Here is a 16,643-nt window from a genome sequence, read left to right on the forward strand (position 1 = left end):
TAATAGAAACTTTTCGACTGCGCTCAAAGTAACAGTTTTACAATTAAACAGTTTAACTTTTCAATAATAATCTCGCTGCTTCTTTAGCAAAGTACGTAATGATAATATCTGCTCCTGCTCTTTTCATAGAAAGTAAGCTCTCCATCATTACTTTTTCACCATCAATCCAACCTTTTTCAGCAGCTGCTTTTATCATTGAGTATTCTCCACTTACATTGTAACAAGCAATAGGTCTATCAAAATTATTTTTTAAATCTCTGATGATATCTAAATACGATAAAGCTGGTTTTACCATTAAAATATCTGCTCCTTCTTCGTCATCAAAAGTTGCTTCACGCAATCCTTCATCTCTGTTAGAAGGATCCATTTGGTAGGTTCTTCTATCTCCAAACGATGGTGCTGAATCTACTGCTTCTCTGAAAGGCCCATAGAATCCTGAAGCGTATTTTACAGAATATCCCATGATTGGTAAGTTCGCAAAACCTGTATTATCTAACGATTCACGCATCATAGCTATAGCACCGTCCATCATTCCTGATGGGGCTACCATATCTGCTCCTGCTTTGGCATGCGATACTGTTTGCTTCGCTAAATTTACTAGAGTAGCATCGTTATCTACATCATTATCGTGTATTACACCACAGTGACCATGTGAGGTATACTCACAAAAACATACATCAGTAATTACATATAAACTTGGGTAGTTCTTTTTAATGAATCGGATAGCTTGTTGCATAATTCCGTTATCGTTCCAAGTTTCAGTCCCTTCATCATCTTTTTTAGATGGAATACCGAATAACAATACTGCTGGAATTTTTAATGCTACAACTTCATCTAATTCTTTAGAAATGGTATCTAACGAATAGCGATTGATTCCTGGCATTGAAGGAATTTCAGTTTCAATACCTGTTCCTTCTTCAATAAATAATGGATATATAAAATCATCTACCGATAGTTTGTTTTCTCTAACTAAACGACGGATGTTTTCTGTTTTTCTTAGTCTACGAGTTCTAAACATAGTTTATTTTTTAACAAAGTGAAGGTTTACTAACTCTATAACACTTTCTACCGTTGGCATTTTCGCTACTTGTACTTCTTTAAAATGCTTTTTAGCTTCATTTGCTGTACTTTCACCAATACAAAATGCAATTTTATCAGCAGCGTTTTCCTCCATATAACTTTCTACTGTTGATGGGCTATAGAACAATACTCCGTTTACCTTCTCATCAACCTTAGTTGGACTGTACATGGTTTTATAAGCTTCTACTTCATTTACCGTAACTCCGTTTGCTTTTAAAAGCATAGGAAGGGTATCTAAACGTAAATTACTACAGAAATAAGTTACCTCTTGTCCTTTTAGTTCTTTTGATAAGTATTCAGATAGTTTTTTTGCATTTCTTTCTGAATGTGTTACTTTTCCTATGCGTTGTTCAATTAACTTTTTGGTTCTTCTACCAACACAATAAATGTTTTTAAATTGTAATTCATCTGAAATAAATGAGTTTAAAATTGCTTCAACTCCATTTTTACTTGTGATAATTACGTTCTCTATTTCGTTCTTAATCACCTTAGGAGCAATTCTATTAAAACGGATTTTAATAAAATCACTATCCTGAACATTCATGCTTGTTGGTAATAGTTTTTTTTGTGCTTCTGATAATTTTTTGGTTGAATAAACTGAAAATTGCTTTTCAATCCCTTCATCTTCCATCATAATTAGCTTTCCACCTTTATCTATCACATAATTTGCGCAATCTTTTGCTACATATTTATGCTTACCAACTTTTACTTTTTTACTAACTTCAATCTTCTTTTTACCGTCTCTACTTAGTAAAATTCCTTTGAAGTTTATTTCATTTTCTTTTTCGTTGATAAAAGCCAAAGCTCCAATAGGTGCTGTACACCCACCTTCTAAACGATTCAAAAACTCACGCTCTATACCTGTACAAGTCTCTGTATCCTTATCGTTTATCTCTGCACAAATTTCTTTTATCTCTTTATTTTCATCTAAAGCAGTTACCATAATTGCTCCTTGGGCTGGAGCTGGAATCATCCATGTTAAGTTCACTGCTCCTTTTGGTCGTAATCCTACACGTTCTAATCCTGCTGCTGCAAAAACAGCTCCGTTCCAATTATTATCTTCTAACTTTTGTAAACGTGTATTGATGTTTCCTCGTAACCCTTCTACTGTATGCGTTGGATAACGATTTAACCACTGTGCTTTTCTACGTAAACTACCCGTTGCAATCACTCCATTTGGTTGCGACATGAATTCTTCATTGTCTTTTAACAACAAAATATCGTTGTAATTAGCACGTTTTAAAACTGCAGCTTGTATGATACCTTCTGGCAATATTGTAGGAACATCTTTCATGGAGTGCACCGCAATGTCAATTTCTCCATTTAACATAGCGATATCTAAAATTCTAGTAAAAATCCCTGTGATTCCTAATTCATAAAGGGGTTTATCTAAAATTAAATCACCCGCTGATTTAACGGGTATTATTTTAGTTTCATGTCCTAATTCTTCTAAAAGTTTTTGAACTTTTGTTGCTTGCCACATAGCCAATTGGCTATCACGTGTACCTATTCTAATTGTCTTCTGCATGAATCGCTTGTAAATTTGCGCCAAACACTTTAGCCATTACTTCAATACTTGTATTTACCGAAGTTTCTTCGTCTTTTAAGTGCTTTACAAATTGTGTAGTTATTTTTTGAATAAATCTTGATGTTAATATTTCGGCTTGTTCTTCATCAAAATTTTTAATTTTCTTTTTATGAAATGCTATTTCGCCTTGTTGAATCGTTTGTAATGATTCTTTTAACGCTGTAATAGCTGGTGTAAATCTTCTGTGATTTAACCACTCTTGAAACTCTTGATTATGAGTATCGATAATTGCTTCAGCAACTGGAACTTCTTGTTGGCGAATTGTTAAAGTTTCATCAGTAACTTTAGATAAGTCATCAACATTAACAATAGTTACATTTTCTAACTCAGCTACTTCTTTAGAAACATTCGCAGGCATCGATAAATCTAAAATCAATAATTCTTTATCTGTAGGAATGTGTTCTTTAGTGATTGTAGGAAAGCTAGCCCCTGTAGAGACAATTAACACATCTGTATTATGTACCTCAGCTGTTAAATCAGCGTACTTAGCATCTCTGATTAACGGATGTTCTTTTACAAATTCCGAAACTTTTTCCTCAGTTCTATTAATTAAACTTACCGATTTGTTTTGCGTGTATTCTGCTAAGTTTTTACAGGTGTGTTTTCCCATTTTACCTAATCCGAAAACTAAAATATTTTTCGAATTGTAATCTGGCAAATTATTGATGATATATTGTACCGCAGCATACGATACTGAAGTGGTACCTGAACTTAATTTTGTTTCGTTCTTAACACGCTTGCTCGCTTGCATAACGTGATTTAACAAACGCTCAAAATACGCATTGGTAGTTCCTAACTTTTTTGCTTGTTTAAAAGCTTGACGCAACTGACCTACAATTTCATAGTCTCCTAAAATTTGACTATCTAAACCAGTTCCCATTCTAAATAAATGGTTAATAGCTTCGTTGTTTTTGTATACGTTAGATACGTCTGCAAATTCTTCAACAGTTCCGTTTGAATATTTACACAACATACTAATTAGCTGAAAAGGATGTTCGGCAAAACCACAGATTTCTGTTCTGTTACAAGTTGACAATACAAAAATACCGTCCACACCGTTTTGCTTCGCTTCTTTTAAAAGTGCTTTCTGATTTTCTTTAGAAATGCTAAACTTCCCCCTAATTGCAGCATCAGCTTTTTTATAACTAACGCCTATGTTGTATAAGTTGCCTTGTTGTTTGTTTTCTACTGTCATTGAGTCTTCTTCAAAAAAGTCGGTCAAAAATATAAATATTGAATAAAAAAAAGTATCGCTAAAAGAACTTTTAATGTCGCTATTTGCTTTTTCACCTAAAAACACACCAAAAACCTATTCAAAAGTGTATTTTTGCAGTAAATTAGGCTTGTAGAGATATATTATTTTAGAATCATTCTAAATAACAAGTTTTTAAAAAAACATAGAATCTATGTCAAAAAATATCGCAGAAAGTACATTCAGAGAAGTTTCGCTAGAAAAGGGTTTTTTTGTGCTAAAATTTCAAAACAACTCTGATGAGACTGAGTTTTACAAAAGAGATATCGACAACTCTTACATACAACTACACTACTGTGTTAAAGGTAATTGTAAGTTTCATTTTAACAACAACAGCTATACTTTTAACGTATTAGATAAGCATTCTATTTTCTTATACAACCCCCAACAAAACCTTCCTATTAACTTAGAGATTTTACCAAAAACCTCACTAGTTTCTGTGTTGATTTCTATTGAAAAGTTCCACACGTTTTTTTCTAAGGAAGCAAGCTACATTCCTTTTTTAAGTGAAAACAATAAGAACAAAAAGTATTATGACAACGCTGAAATAAATCCAAATGTATTATTTGTGCTTCAGCAAATATTAACAGCTCAAAACCAAAGTTCTATGCGAGACCTTTATATTAAAGGAAAAACATACGAACTACTGAGTTTACATTTTGATAGCGGAGAAAATACCAGCGAAGAGTATTGCCCTTTCCTAATTGATGACAGAGAAGTTTTAAAAATTAGAAAAGCAAAAGACATTATTATCTCTAGAATGAGTGAACCACCAAGTTTACAAGACCTAGCTAATGAAGTAGGATTAAATCTTAAAAAATTAAAAGAAGGTTTCAAACAAATTTATGGAGATACAGTATATAGCTTCTTGTTTGATTACAAAATGGATCATGCTCGTAAACTTCTAGAAAGCAATCAATACAATGTAAATGAGGTTGGATTGCATGTTGGTTACAGCACTTCTAGTCACTTTATTGCTGCTTTTAAAAAGAAATTTGGCACTACACCTAAACAATATGTAATGAGTTTACAACAATAAAAGAAAACAAAAAAATGAAACAACTAACTCATTACGATATAGAAAATAACCAACAATGTTTTCCTATAACTATTGTTTGTGACGCTATCCGAACTCCTGAAAACATTGGAATGTGTTTTCGCATTTCAGAAAGTTTTGGGGTATCTAAAATCTATTTACACGAAAGTTCTCCCTCTATAGAGAACAGAATTGTTAAGAAAACTGCTCGAAATACGATTCAACAAATTCCCCATAGAACGTATAACGATTTTGAACAACTTATCCATCAATTAAAAGAAGAAGGAAACACGATTATTGGAATTGAAATTACCGATGAAAGCATAGATATTAGCGATTACAATTTCAGTCCGCATTCGAAAATTGTGTTACTTTTGGGTAGCGAAAGAAACGGTATAGAAAATGTTAATTTGGTAGACGCAACAGTAGCTATACCAATGTACGGGCGTAATTCTAGCATGAATGTAATTCATAGTTTAGCTATCGCATTATACGAAACAACAAATCAGTTAAAAGAAAAAAAACTGAAATAAATTCAGAAAAATATGAAAGGAGTTTTATTAGTAAACCTTGGCTCACCAAAAAGTACAGACCCTAAAGATGTAAAGAAGTACTTAGATGAATTTTTAATGGACGAACGTGTAATTGACGTTCCCTTTTGGTTACGTACATTTATTGTTAGAGGTATTATTTTAAATACTCGTCCTAAAAAATCGGCAGAAGCCTATCAAAAAATTTGGTGGAAAGAAGGTTCTCCCCTAATCGTATTGTCAGAACGTTTACAAAACAAAGTACAGGCTAAAACAGAACTACCTGTTGCTTTAGCAATGCGCTACGGAAATCCATCTATTAAAAATGGACTGCAAGAACTACACGACAAAGGTGTTACTGAAGTACTATTAGTTCCTTTATATCCTCAGTTTGCTATGGCGACTACTGAGACTATTTTAGTATTGGCTGAAGAATTACGAAAAGAATTCTTCCCTAACATGAAAATTACGGATGTTCCTGCTTTTTACAACAAACCAGAATATATCAAAGCGTTATCTAACAGTATAAAAGAGTATTTATCTGATAAAGATTACGACCACATCTTATTTTCTTATCACGGAGTACCAGAGCGCCATATCAGAAAATCTGACATCACTAAATCGCACTGTAACCCTGAGGCAGGAAATTTAAGTTGTTGTAACACTCCTTCAGAAGCTCATAAGTATTGTTACCGTCACCAATGTTATCAAACTACAAAAAATGTAATTTCTGAATTAGGTTTAGACGAAAATAAAGTATCCACTTCATTTCAATCACGCTTAGGAGTAGATCCTTGGTTACAACCGTATACTGACAGAACAATTGTAAATAAAGCTGAAAAAGACGGAATTAAAAAGTTAGCTATCGTAACCCCTGCTTTTGTTTCTGATTGTTTAGAAACTTTAGAAGAAATAGCCATGGAGGGCAAACATGAATTTTTGGAAGCTGGTGGTGAAGAGTTTCATACAGTTCCTTGTATTAATGATAATGATGAATGGGTAAATGTTTTAGCAGGATGGATTAACGATTTCAATAAGAATTAATTATGGACTTTTTATACGTAAAAGCATTACACATTATATTTGTAGTTACTTGGTTTGCCGGGTTATTTTACATAGGTCGCTTATTTATTTACCATGTAGAGGCAGAAAAAAAAGACGAACCTGCCAAATCTATATTACAAACTCAATACAAGTTAATGTCTAAACGTTTATGGTACATTATTACTTGGCCTTCTTTATTTTTAGCAAGTTTTTTTGCTTTTTGGATGCTATATAAAAATCCTTATTATTTAAAAATGCCTTGGATGCATGTAAAATTAGCCTTTGTATTAGCGCTGTATTTTTACCACGGATTTTGCCACAAAATCTACAAAGAACTACAACGTAATGAGATTAAATACACACCTAATAAACTCCGCATATTTAATGAAATTCCAACTGTAATTTTATTCGCTGTTGTATTTTTAGTCGTTTTAAAAAGTGCTATTAACTGGATTTGGGGTGTGGTAGGAATTATTCTATTTGGAGTGTTATTGATGATTGGTATCCGTTATTATAAAAAAGTAAGAGCTAAAAAATCGTGGGATAAATTCGAACAAGAATTGATTGATGAAGATGAAAAATTAGATAATTAGAAAAAAGCGAAGTTTTAAACTTCGCTTTTTTTATCCCTTTATCGATTGTTCAAACGGTATCCTGTTCACAATACTTCTTCCTAAAGTAACCTCATCTGCATATTCCAACTCATCTCCTACCGAAATTCCTCTAGCAATCGTTGAAGTTGTTACTCCGTATTTTTCTATCTGTTTGTAAATATAAAAGTTCGTTGTATCTCCTTCCATGGTAGAACTTAATGCAAAAATCAGTTCTTTAACCTCTCCTTCTTTTACTTTTTCAACTAAAGATTCAATTTGTAGATTCTGAGGACCAACTCCTTCAATAGGGGATATCTTTCCCCCTAACACATGGTACAAACCTCTGTATTGCGCTGTATTTTCAATCGCCATTACATCACGAATATCCTCCACTACACATACAATCTCAGCATTTCGCTTCGGATTACTACAAATATCGCACAATACCGTATCTGAAATATTATGACACTTTTTACACGATTTTACATCATTTCGTAAATGCGTTAAAGCCTCTGACAAATACTTTGTATTTTCTTTCGGTTGTTTTAATAAATGTAACACCAAGCGAAGTGCTGTACGCTTACCAATTCCTGGTAATCGGCTTACTTCATTTACTGCATTTTCTAATAATTTCGACGAAAAATCCATGTTGCGAATTTACAATTTTTCGATAAGGATTAAGTATCTTCGTAGCTTTAAAATTAAAACTTCAATTCACATGAATTCAGAGATAAGAAACCTAGAACCAAAAGCTGTTTGGAAAAATTTTGCCGACTTAAACGCTGTACCTCGCCCTTCTAAAAAAGAAGAAAGAGTCATTCAATTTATGGTAGATTTCGGTAAGAAATTAAATCTTGAAACCATGGTTGATAAAGTTGGGAATGTAATTATTCGCAAGCCTGCTTCAACTGGAATGGAAGACAGAAAAACAGTCGTTATGCAAAGCCATTTAGATATGGTACACCAAAAAAATGCAGACACTGTTTTTGATTTTGACACCGAAGGAATTAAAATGTTTGTAGATGGTGATTGGGTTAAAGCTGACGGAACTACATTAGGAGCCGACAACGGTTTAGGTGTTGCCGCTATCATGGGAGTTTTAGAATCTACTGATATTCCTCACCCTGCTATCGAAGCTTTATTCACAATTGATGAAGAAACAGGTATGACAGGTGCTATGGGACTTGAAGGTGGTTTATTACAAGGTGAAATTTTATTAAACCTAGATACTGAAGAGGATGATGAAATAGGAATGGGATGTGCTGGTGGTGTAGATGTTACCGCTACTAGAAATTATAGTGAAGAAGCTACTCCTGAAAACACAATCGCCTATGAAATTTCTGTTACTGGGTTAAATGGAGGTCACTCAGGAATGGATATCATCAAAGGTTTAGGAAACGCTAACAAAATTATGAACCGTTTATTATTTGATGGGTTTACCAACTTTGGTTTACGTGTTGCTGAAATTAACGGAGGTAGTTTACGTAATGCTATTCCTCGTGAAAGCTTTTCAACTGTAGTTATTGATGCTGTTTCCAAAGAACCTTTCTTATTTGAAATCCATGAACTTATCAACAACATCAAAGCTGAGTTTTCAACACTAGAACCTAACCTAACTATTGAATTAAAAGAGGTTGACACTCCTGAAACTGTAATGGATTTAGGTGTTCAAGAAGGATTAATTAAAGCGGTTTATGCTGCGTTGAATGGTGTATACAGAATGAGTCCTGATATTGAAGGTTTAGTAGAAACTTCAAACAACATTGCTCGTATTATTGTAAAAGATGGAGCTATTAAAATTGGATGTTTAACACGTTCTTCTTCTGAAACAAATAAGTGGGACTTAGCTAACTCATTACGTTCATCTTTTGAATTAGCAGGTTTTGATGTAGAGTTTTCTGGTTCGTATCCTGGATGGTTACCAAACGTAAATTCTGAAATATTAAAAACTGTAACTAATTTATACGAAGAATTACACGACGATAAACCTATTGTAGCTGCATGTCATGCAGGATTAGAATGTGGTATTTTAGGTCAGAACTATCCAGAAATGGACATGGTTTCTTTCGGCCCTAACATCAAAGGAGCTCACTCACCTGATGAACGTGCACAAATATCATCAACACAAAAATTCTGGAAATTTTTATTAGAGATTTTAAAGAACACTCCAGTTAAGAGTTAAAGACTCACACATAAACTTTAAAACCACAGCTTTTCAGTTGTGGTTTTTTGTTTACATTTATAAAATGAATTTTTTAGCGCATTTATATCTTTCTGACAACAACACTAATGTAATGATTGGTAACTTTATTGCCGACCATGTAAAAGGAAGAAACTTCTCTCACTATCATGAAGACATTCAAAAAGGGATTTTGTTACATCGCGAAATTGACACCTACACAGATGCGCATAAAATTGTTAGAATCAGTAAACGTCGCCTTCACGAAAGATATCGTCATTATGACGGAGTAATTATCGATATTTTTTACGATCATTATTTAGCCAAAAACTGGAAAAATTATTCGCAAGTTCCATTAGGCATCTATGTTAATTCTGTCTATAATTTACTTCAAGACAATATTGATATTCTTCCTGAAAAAACACAAGAAATGCTACCCTACATGATACAGTATAACTGGTTATATAATTATCAATTTGCTAAAGGGATTCAGGAAGTGCTAAACGGAATGAATAGACGCACTAATGGGAAATCAAAAATGAATTTAGCTACTGGAGATTTGTTAGAGAATTATCAAATTTTTGAAAATGATTTCACTACTTTTTTTGAAGATCTCCTTGCATTTTCTAATCAAAAACTAAAAGAACTAAGTTAACAACACATGAAAAAAGCATTCTTATTTTTTTTAACACTCACAGTATTATATAGCTGTAAAAAAGAAAAAGTTGTAGGTACAATTACTGAAAAGGCTATGGTAGTTTCTGCCCGTAAAGAAGCTTCACAAATTGGTTCAGATATCTTACAAAAAGGAGGAAATGCTTTCGACGCCATGGTAGCCACAGAACTAGCCTTAGCAGTAGCATACCCTTATGCTGGTAATCTTGGTGGTGGTGGATTTATGGTCTACAGAAAAAACACAGGAGAAATTGGTGCACTAGACTATCGTGAAAAAGCACCACTTGCTGCTCATAAAGACATGTATTTAGATAGCTTAGGAAATGTAATTAAAAACAAAAGCACTTTAGGTGCTATGGCAGTGGGAATCCCAGGAACAGTGGCTGGTGTTTTTGCTACACATGAAAAATTCGGTTCATTATCTATTCAAGAGATTTTAAAACCAATCATAGCTTTAGCTAAAAAAGGGGTTATAGTTACTCAAAAACAAGAAGATCGTATAAAAAAATATCAACACTACTTTTTAAAAGCGAATAAAGACTCTATTCTTTTTGACAAACCTTGGAAAAAGGGAGACACCATTAAATACCCTGCTCTAGCAGAAACCTTAGGGCGCATTTCAAAAAACGGTCGTGATGAGTTTTACAAAGGCGAGACCGCTAAACGTTTAGTTTCTTTTATGCAAGACAATGGCGGAATTATGACCGAAGAAGATTTAGTTAAGTATGAAGCCAAATGGAGAACTCCAATCACTTTTACCTATGACGATTTACGAATCATTTCCATGTCACCACCTGCTAGTGGAGGTATTTGTTTAGCACAAATTATGAATGGAATTGAACCGTTTGATTTAGACAAATACGGGCATAATTCAACAAGAGCGATGCAAGTAATCACCGAATCTGAACGTAGAGCTTATGCTGATAGAAGTTTTTACTTAGGAGATCCTGATTTTGTTGAGATTCCAGTTAAAACACTTATAAGTAAAGAGTATACAAAAAATCGAATGGATGATTTTTCTTTTGAAAAAGCTACTTCTTCAACCGATGTTTCTCATGGAAGTATTACTATGATTGAGAGTGATGAAACCACCCACTACTCTATTGTTGATCAATTTGGAAATGCTGTTTCTGCCACTACAACAATCAACGGAGCTTACGGTTCTAAATTATATTGTTCAGATTTAGGATTCTTCCTAAACAATGAAATGGACGATTTTTCAAGCAAACCTGGTGTACCAAATATGTTTGGTTTAGTAGGTGCTGAAGCTAATAAAATAGAACCTGAAAAGCGTATGTTGAGCTCTATGACTCCTACTATTGTAGAGAAAAACGGAAACTTGTATATGGTTGTTGGAACTCCGGGAGGCTCAACTATAATTACCTCTGTATTACAAACCATTTTAAATGTACATGAATTTGACATGGGAATGCAAGAAGCCGTGAATCAACCACGTTTTCACCATCAATGGCTGCCTGATGTAATTAAAATGGAACCCAAAGGTTTTGACGAACAAGTAAAAAAAGACTTACAACAATTAGGATACAAATTAGATGAAACAAACTCACCTGTTATAGGAAAAGTAGATGCTATTTTAGTACTTCCCAATGGAAAACTAGAAGGTGGTGCCGATCCTAGAGGGGATGATACAGCTGCTGGTTTTTAATGGTTTTAATTGAAACTCATAAAGTTCCTCTTTTAAAAACTCCTATTCGATTACAAGAGTATGGAGTTGGTATTTTTGCTTCATTACTCACAAAATCTGGACTAAAAAAGACTATTAAAAATAATTTGATATTTGTTAACGGAAAACCTGCTACTACCGCATTATTTATTAAAGGAAACGAAACCATTGAATTATTTCAAGCTGAAGACAACGCTAATAAAAAACACTTCCATTTTTCTTTAGAAGTTCTTTTTGAAGATGATTATTTAGCTATTGTATACAAACCAGCAGGAATTTTAGTTAGTGGAAACTCTTTTGCTACAATTGACAACGCACTTACTCAAAATCTACAAAAAAGCAGCTTAGCAAATGCCACTCGTCCCAGACCAGTACATCGATTAGATTATCCGACTAGTGGATTGTTACTAATTGGAAAAACAACCGAAAGTATCATTGCTTTGAATAAACTTTTTGAGCAAAAAGAAATTCAAAAAACATATTATGCAATTTGTGTTGGTAAAATGAAACGAAACGGAGAAATCGATTTACCTATTGACGGTAAAAATGCTTTTACTAATTATGAAATTCTTCAAACAGTCGCTTCTCCAAGATTTGATTTTCTTAATCTAGTAAAACTTCAACCTCAAACAGGAAGAAAACATCAATTACGAAAGCATCTTTTTGCTATTGGTAATCCGATTTTGGGTGATAAAGAGTATTTTTTAGAAAATCTAGTCTTAAATGGAAAAGGGTTATTTCTTCATGCTTCAACACTCGAATTCACAAACCCTTTCACTAAAGAAATAATCAACATTACAAAAGAACTTCCAAAGAAATTCAAAAAAATATTCCCACAATAAATCTCTTTAAATCATCTATCTTTGTCGCATGCGAATAGATATTATTACGGTTGAACCCGACTTAATAAAAAGCCCATTTGAAAACTCAATAATGAAGAGGGCTATAGATAAAGGACTCGCTGAAGTTCATTTTCATAACCTACGAGAATATGGATTTGGTAACTATAGGCAAATAGACGACTATCAATTTGGTGGAGGTGCTGGAATGGTTTTAATGATTGAGCCCATTGCAAAATGTATTGAAAAACTTCAATCAGAAAGAACATATGATGAAATCGTATACATGACTCCAGATGCTAAAACCCTAAATCAGACTACAGCAAACACACTCTCTTTAAAAGAAAATATCATCATTTTAACGGGACATTATAAAGGTGTTGACCAACGTGTACGTGATAAATATGTTACCAAAGAAATATCTATTGGCGATTATGTATTAACGGGAGGCGAACTTGCTGCAGCAGTTTTATGTGATGCCGTAATTCGATTAATTCCTGGTGTTTTAGGTGATGAAACTTCTGCTTTAACCGATAGTTTTCAGGATAATTTGTTATCACCCCCCGTATACACAAGACCTTCTGAATATGAAGGAATGAAAGTACCAGAAGTATTACTATCGGGTAATTTTCCTAAAATTGAAGAGTGGCGTTCTGAACAAGCATATAAACGCACAAAAGAAATACGTCCAGATTTGTTAGATTAACTAATAACCAGTGATTTATTTATTTTTTTTATCAAAAGAAAAGTTTTAAATTTGCAGCCACTAAAATCAACCTCTGACGAAAAAATCGTGTATGTTGCTTTTATACAACCATAAATAATTATAGAAATGGATTTAGTAAAATTTGTTCAAGACGAATTTGTAACAAAAAACGAATTACCAGAATTCGCAGCTGGAGACACTATTACAGTGTACTACGAAATTAGAGAGGGTGATAAAGTTCGTACTCAGTTCTTTAGAGGAGTTGTTATCCAAAAAAGAGGTAATGGAGCTTCTGAAACATTTACTATCAGAAAAATGTCTGGTACTGTAGGTGTAGAGCGTATCTTCCCAATCAACTTACCATCTATTCAAAAGATCGAAGTTAACAAAAGAGGTAAAGTACGTAGAGCTCGTATTTTCTACTTTAGAGGTCTTACTGGTAAGAAAGCAAGAATTAAAGAAAGAAGACACTAAGATTTTCTTTCATTCAAGAAGTAAAAGCACTGTGTTTCACAGTGCTTTTTTTATGCACATTTTGTTAATAACCCTTTCCTTCCAACCTATTGATAACTAAACACTTAAAACTATTGAAATTCCAGAAAATCTTCTTATATTTGAGAAAGAATTTACAAATAAGTGACGTCAGAAAATAGCTTTACTATACCAATCACACAACGTAAACCATTTAAAGTAACGTTCTTTATATGTTTTTTCGTTTTTAAACTAAACGAGCTAAGTACCATCGTAATTTTTGATTAATTGTAAGTTATTAGTAATTTAGAATTTTCTAGTTATAAGTTTATAAGTATTATTGATTTTAAATTTAGCTACTATTCAGTTTAAAAACATCGAAGCGGTACTTTTGTAAATAGAGTTTTTTTTTTACAAAACGAGCTTCAAGTCTGAAGTAATAATGTAGTTTTTTCTATGGAAGAAACATAAACACTGTTTTATTTGATGATGTAGTAATACAAGTAAGTGCCCTTATTATTTCAGGAAAGCCATGTCAATTACAAGAAATTGTTTGATATGGCTTTTTTTTTGATAACGAAATCTTCATTTTAGCCCATCATATTATCATTTTCACAATAAAACACCTTAATTAATAACAATTTAGCATTAGAAAACTCGTTCGTTATTCTTAAATTTGCCTCACTTCAAAATATAATTTAATTATTACATATAAATATGAATAAGACTGCTAAAATTATGTATACAAAAACGGATGAAGCTCCAGCATTAGCTACTCGTTCGTTTTTACCTATCGTAAAAGCTTTTACAAAATCATCTAACATAGAAATAGAAACCAAAGACATTTCTCTTGCGGGTCGTATTCTTGCTAATTTTTCAGACTACTTAACAAAAGAACAACAAGTAGAAGACGCCTTAGCTTTTTTAGGTGACTTAGCTAAAAAACCAGAAGCTAACATTATTAAACTTCCTAATATTTCTGCTTCTGTACCTCAGTTAAAAGCTGCTATTAAAGAACTACAAGCTCTAGGTTACGCATTGCCTGATTACCCTGAAGAAGCTACTACCGATGAAGAAAAAGCTGTTTTAGCACGTTATAATAAAGTAAAAGGTTCTGCAGTAAACCCTGTTTTACGCGAAGGTAACTCTGACCGTAGAGCTCCAAAAGCTGTAAAAAACTACGCAAAAAAGAATCCTCATTCAATGGGAGCTTGGAGTGCTGACTCTAAAACTCATGTTTCAACAATGGCTGAAGGTGACTTTGCTCACAGTGAAAAATCTGTTACCGTACCAAATGCAACTGATGTACAAATTGTACACACAGACGCTAACGGAAACAAAACTGTTTTAAAAGAGAAAGTATCTTTATTAGCTAAAGAAGTTATCGATGCTTCTGTAATGAGCAAAAAAGCGTTATTAGCATTCTTAGAAGAGCAAGTAAACGATGCTAAAGACAAAGGAGTGTTATTCTCTTTACACATGAAAGCTACGATGATGAAGGTTTCTGACCCTATCATTTTCGGACATGCAGTTCGTGTTTTCTTTAAAGATTTATATGCTAAACACAGTGAAACTTTCAAAGAAATTGGTGTAGATGTTAACAACGGATTCGGAAACTTATTAAGCAATCTTGAGGAGTTATCTTCGGATAAAAAAGCGGAGATTTTAGCCGATATTGAAACTATTTACGCTAACAATCCTGATGTAGCGATGGTAAATTCTGACAAAGGAATTACCAACTTACACGTTCCTTCTGATGTAATTATTGATGCTTCTATGCCAGCAATGATCCGTACTTCTGGACAAATGTGGAATAAAGAAGGAAAACAACAAGATACCAAAGCGGTAATTCCTGATAGTTCATACGCTGGTTTATATCAAGAAACAATTGATTTCTGTAAACAAAACGGTGCTTTTGATCCAACTACTATGGGAACCGTTCCTAACGTAGGGTTAATGGCTCAAAAAGCTGAAGAATATGGTTCTCATGATAAAACTTTTGAAATCGCTACTGATGGAAAAGTTGAAGTTATTGATACAAACGGAACTACTTTATTAGAGCACACTGTTGAAGCTGGTGATATCTGGAGAATGTGTCAAACTAAAGATGCTCCTATCCAAGATTGGGTAAAGCTAGCTGTTACTCGTGCAAGAGCTACTGACACTCCTGCTGTTTTCTGGTTAGGAAAAGAAAGAGCACACGATGCAGAAATCATCAAAAAAGTAGAAAAATACTTACAAGATCACAATACTACTGGTTTAGAAATTAAAATCTTATCGCAAGTAGAAGCTACTAAATATACTTTAGAAAGAGTTAAAGAAGGAAAAGATACAATTTCTGTTACTGGAAACGTATTACGTGATTACTTAACTGACTTATTCCCTATTTTAGAATTAGGAACTTCAGCTAAAATGCTATCTATCGTACCTTTAATGAATGGTGGTGGATTATTTGAAACAGGTGCTGGAGGATCTGCTCCAAAACATGTTCAACAATTAGTTGAAGAAAACCACTTACGTTGGGATTCTTTAGGTGAATTTTTAGCTTTAGCGGTTTCTTTAGAGCACTTAGGTGAAACAAATGACAACAGTAAAGCAAAAGTATTAGCAGAAGCTTTGGATGATGCTACAGATAAGTTATTAGACAACAAAAAAGGACCTTCAAGAAAAACTGGAGAGTTAGACAACAGAGGTTCTCATTTTTATTTAGCTATGTATTGGGCACAAGCTTTAGCTTCTCAAGACAAAGATGCTGATTTAAAATCTCAATTTGCTCCAGTTGCTGAAAAAATGGCTGATAATGAAGCTACAATTGTTGAAGAATTAAATTCTGTACAAGGAAAAGCAGTAAATATTGGTGGGTACTACGAACCTAACGATACTTTGGCTGATGATGTAATGCGTCCAAGTAAAACTTTGAACGACATTTTGCAAAGCATCTAATCAGACTAATTGATTATATAAAA

15 protein-coding genes are annotated in these 16,643 nt (G+C 33.4%); 11 read left to right on the forward strand and 4 right to left on the reverse strand.

The genetic code is table 11. The features are described from left to right. Positions 1-52: 52 nt before the first annotated feature. Genes hemB through hemA form a run of 3 tightly spaced genes read right to left on the reverse strand, consistent with a single transcriptional unit; the run spans position 53 to position 3,863 of the window. Complete coding sequence (gene hemB / locus Q0663_RS06580) at positions 53-1,018, reverse strand: porphobilinogen synthase (RefSeq protein ID WP_299008384.1); 966 nt, start codon at positions 1,016-1,018, stop codon at positions 53-55. 3 nt (positions 1,019-1,021) lie between these two features. Next, on the reverse strand, positions 1,022-2,608 hold the full coding sequence (gene hemC / locus Q0663_RS06585; RefSeq protein ID WP_299008387.1) for a hydroxymethylbilane synthase: 1,587 nt from the start codon (positions 2,606-2,608) through the stop codon (positions 1,022-1,024). Further along, on the reverse strand, positions 2,592-3,863 hold the full coding sequence (gene hemA, locus Q0663_RS06590) for a glutamyl-tRNA reductase (RefSeq protein ID WP_299009617.1): 1,272 nt from the start codon (positions 3,861-3,863) through the stop codon (positions 2,592-2,594). The genes hemC and hemA overlap by 17 nt, the downstream gene beginning before the upstream one ends. 211 nt (positions 3,864-4,074) lie before the next feature. Here hemA and Q0663_RS06595 point away from each other — a divergent pair, with 211 nt between their 5' ends. The 4 genes from Q0663_RS06595 to Q0663_RS06610 are packed head-to-tail and all read left to right on the forward strand — an operon-like array spanning position 4,075 to position 7,123. Beyond that, entirely contained in the window at positions 4,075-4,959 is an 885-nt protein-coding gene (locus tag Q0663_RS06595; RefSeq protein ID WP_299008391.1) for a helix-turn-helix transcriptional regulator, read from the forward strand. A gap of 14 nt (positions 4,960-4,973) precedes the next feature. Continuing rightward, positions 4,974-5,489, forward strand: a complete 516-nt coding sequence (locus tag Q0663_RS06600; RefSeq protein WP_299008394.1) for a TrmH family RNA methyltransferase — start codon at positions 4,974-4,976, stop codon at positions 5,487-5,489. Positions 5,490-5,501: 12 nt separating this feature from the next. After that, complete coding sequence (gene hemH, locus Q0663_RS06605) at positions 5,502-6,530, forward strand: ferrochelatase (protein ID WP_299008397.1); 1,029 nt, start codon at positions 5,502-5,504, stop codon at positions 6,528-6,530. Positions 6,531-6,532: 2 nt separating this feature from the next. Beyond that, positions 6,533-7,123 carry a CopD family protein gene (locus Q0663_RS06610; RefSeq protein WP_299008399.1) on the forward strand — a complete coding sequence of 197 codons (591 nt, stop codon included), beginning with the start codon at positions 6,533-6,535 and terminating at the stop codon, positions 7,121-7,123. Between the two features lie 30 nt (positions 7,124-7,153). Here the strand turns inward: Q0663_RS06610 and recR are convergent, their stop codons facing one another. Beyond that, entirely contained in the window at positions 7,154-7,771 is a 618-nt protein-coding gene (gene recR, locus Q0663_RS06615; protein ID WP_299008401.1) for a recombination mediator RecR, read from the reverse strand. A gap of 70 nt (positions 7,772-7,841) precedes the next feature. Between recR and Q0663_RS06620 the strand changes: the two genes are divergently transcribed. The 7 genes from Q0663_RS06620 (at position 7,842) to Q0663_RS06650 (ending at position 16,620) form a co-directional block, all read left to right on the forward strand. Continuing rightward, on the forward strand, positions 7,842-9,305 hold the full coding sequence (locus Q0663_RS06620; RefSeq protein WP_299008404.1) for an aminoacyl-histidine dipeptidase: 1,464 nt from the start codon (positions 7,842-7,844) through the stop codon (positions 9,303-9,305). 64 nt (positions 9,306-9,369) lie between these two features. Further along, on the forward strand, positions 9,370-9,957 hold the full coding sequence (locus Q0663_RS06625) for an ACP phosphodiesterase (protein WP_299008407.1): 588 nt from the start codon (positions 9,370-9,372) through the stop codon (positions 9,955-9,957). 6 nt (positions 9,958-9,963) lie between these two features. Then, complete coding sequence (gene ggt, locus Q0663_RS06630; RefSeq protein WP_299008412.1) at positions 9,964-11,643, forward strand: gamma-glutamyltransferase; 1,680 nt, start codon at positions 9,964-9,966, stop codon at positions 11,641-11,643. Beyond that, the gene (locus Q0663_RS06635) at positions 11,643-12,503 is read left to right on the forward strand and encodes an RluA family pseudouridine synthase (protein ID WP_299008417.1); all 861 of its coding nucleotides are present in this window, start codon (positions 11,643-11,645) and stop codon (positions 12,501-12,503) included. The genes ggt and Q0663_RS06635 overlap by 1 nt, the downstream gene beginning before the upstream one ends. A gap of 28 nt (positions 12,504-12,531) precedes the next feature. Next, entirely contained in the window at positions 12,532-13,206 is a 675-nt protein-coding gene (trmD, locus tag Q0663_RS06640) for a tRNA (guanosine(37)-N1)-methyltransferase TrmD (protein WP_299008420.1), read from the forward strand. Between the two features lie 126 nt (positions 13,207-13,332). Next, positions 13,333-13,680: a 50S ribosomal protein L19 gene (gene rplS / locus Q0663_RS06645; protein WP_299008422.1), complete on the forward strand. Its 348-nt coding sequence runs from the start codon at positions 13,333-13,335 to the stop codon at positions 13,678-13,680. Positions 13,681-14,394: 714 nt separating this feature from the next. Further along, complete coding sequence (locus Q0663_RS06650) at positions 14,395-16,620, forward strand: NADP-dependent isocitrate dehydrogenase (RefSeq protein WP_299008425.1); 2,226 nt, start codon at positions 14,395-14,397, stop codon at positions 16,618-16,620. Positions 16,621-16,643: the final 23 nt, after the last annotated feature.

It is taken from the genome of uncultured Tenacibaculum sp. (genome assembly GCF_947504135.1).
GTDB lineage: Bacteria > Bacteroidota > Bacteroidia > Flavobacteriales > Flavobacteriaceae > Polaribacter.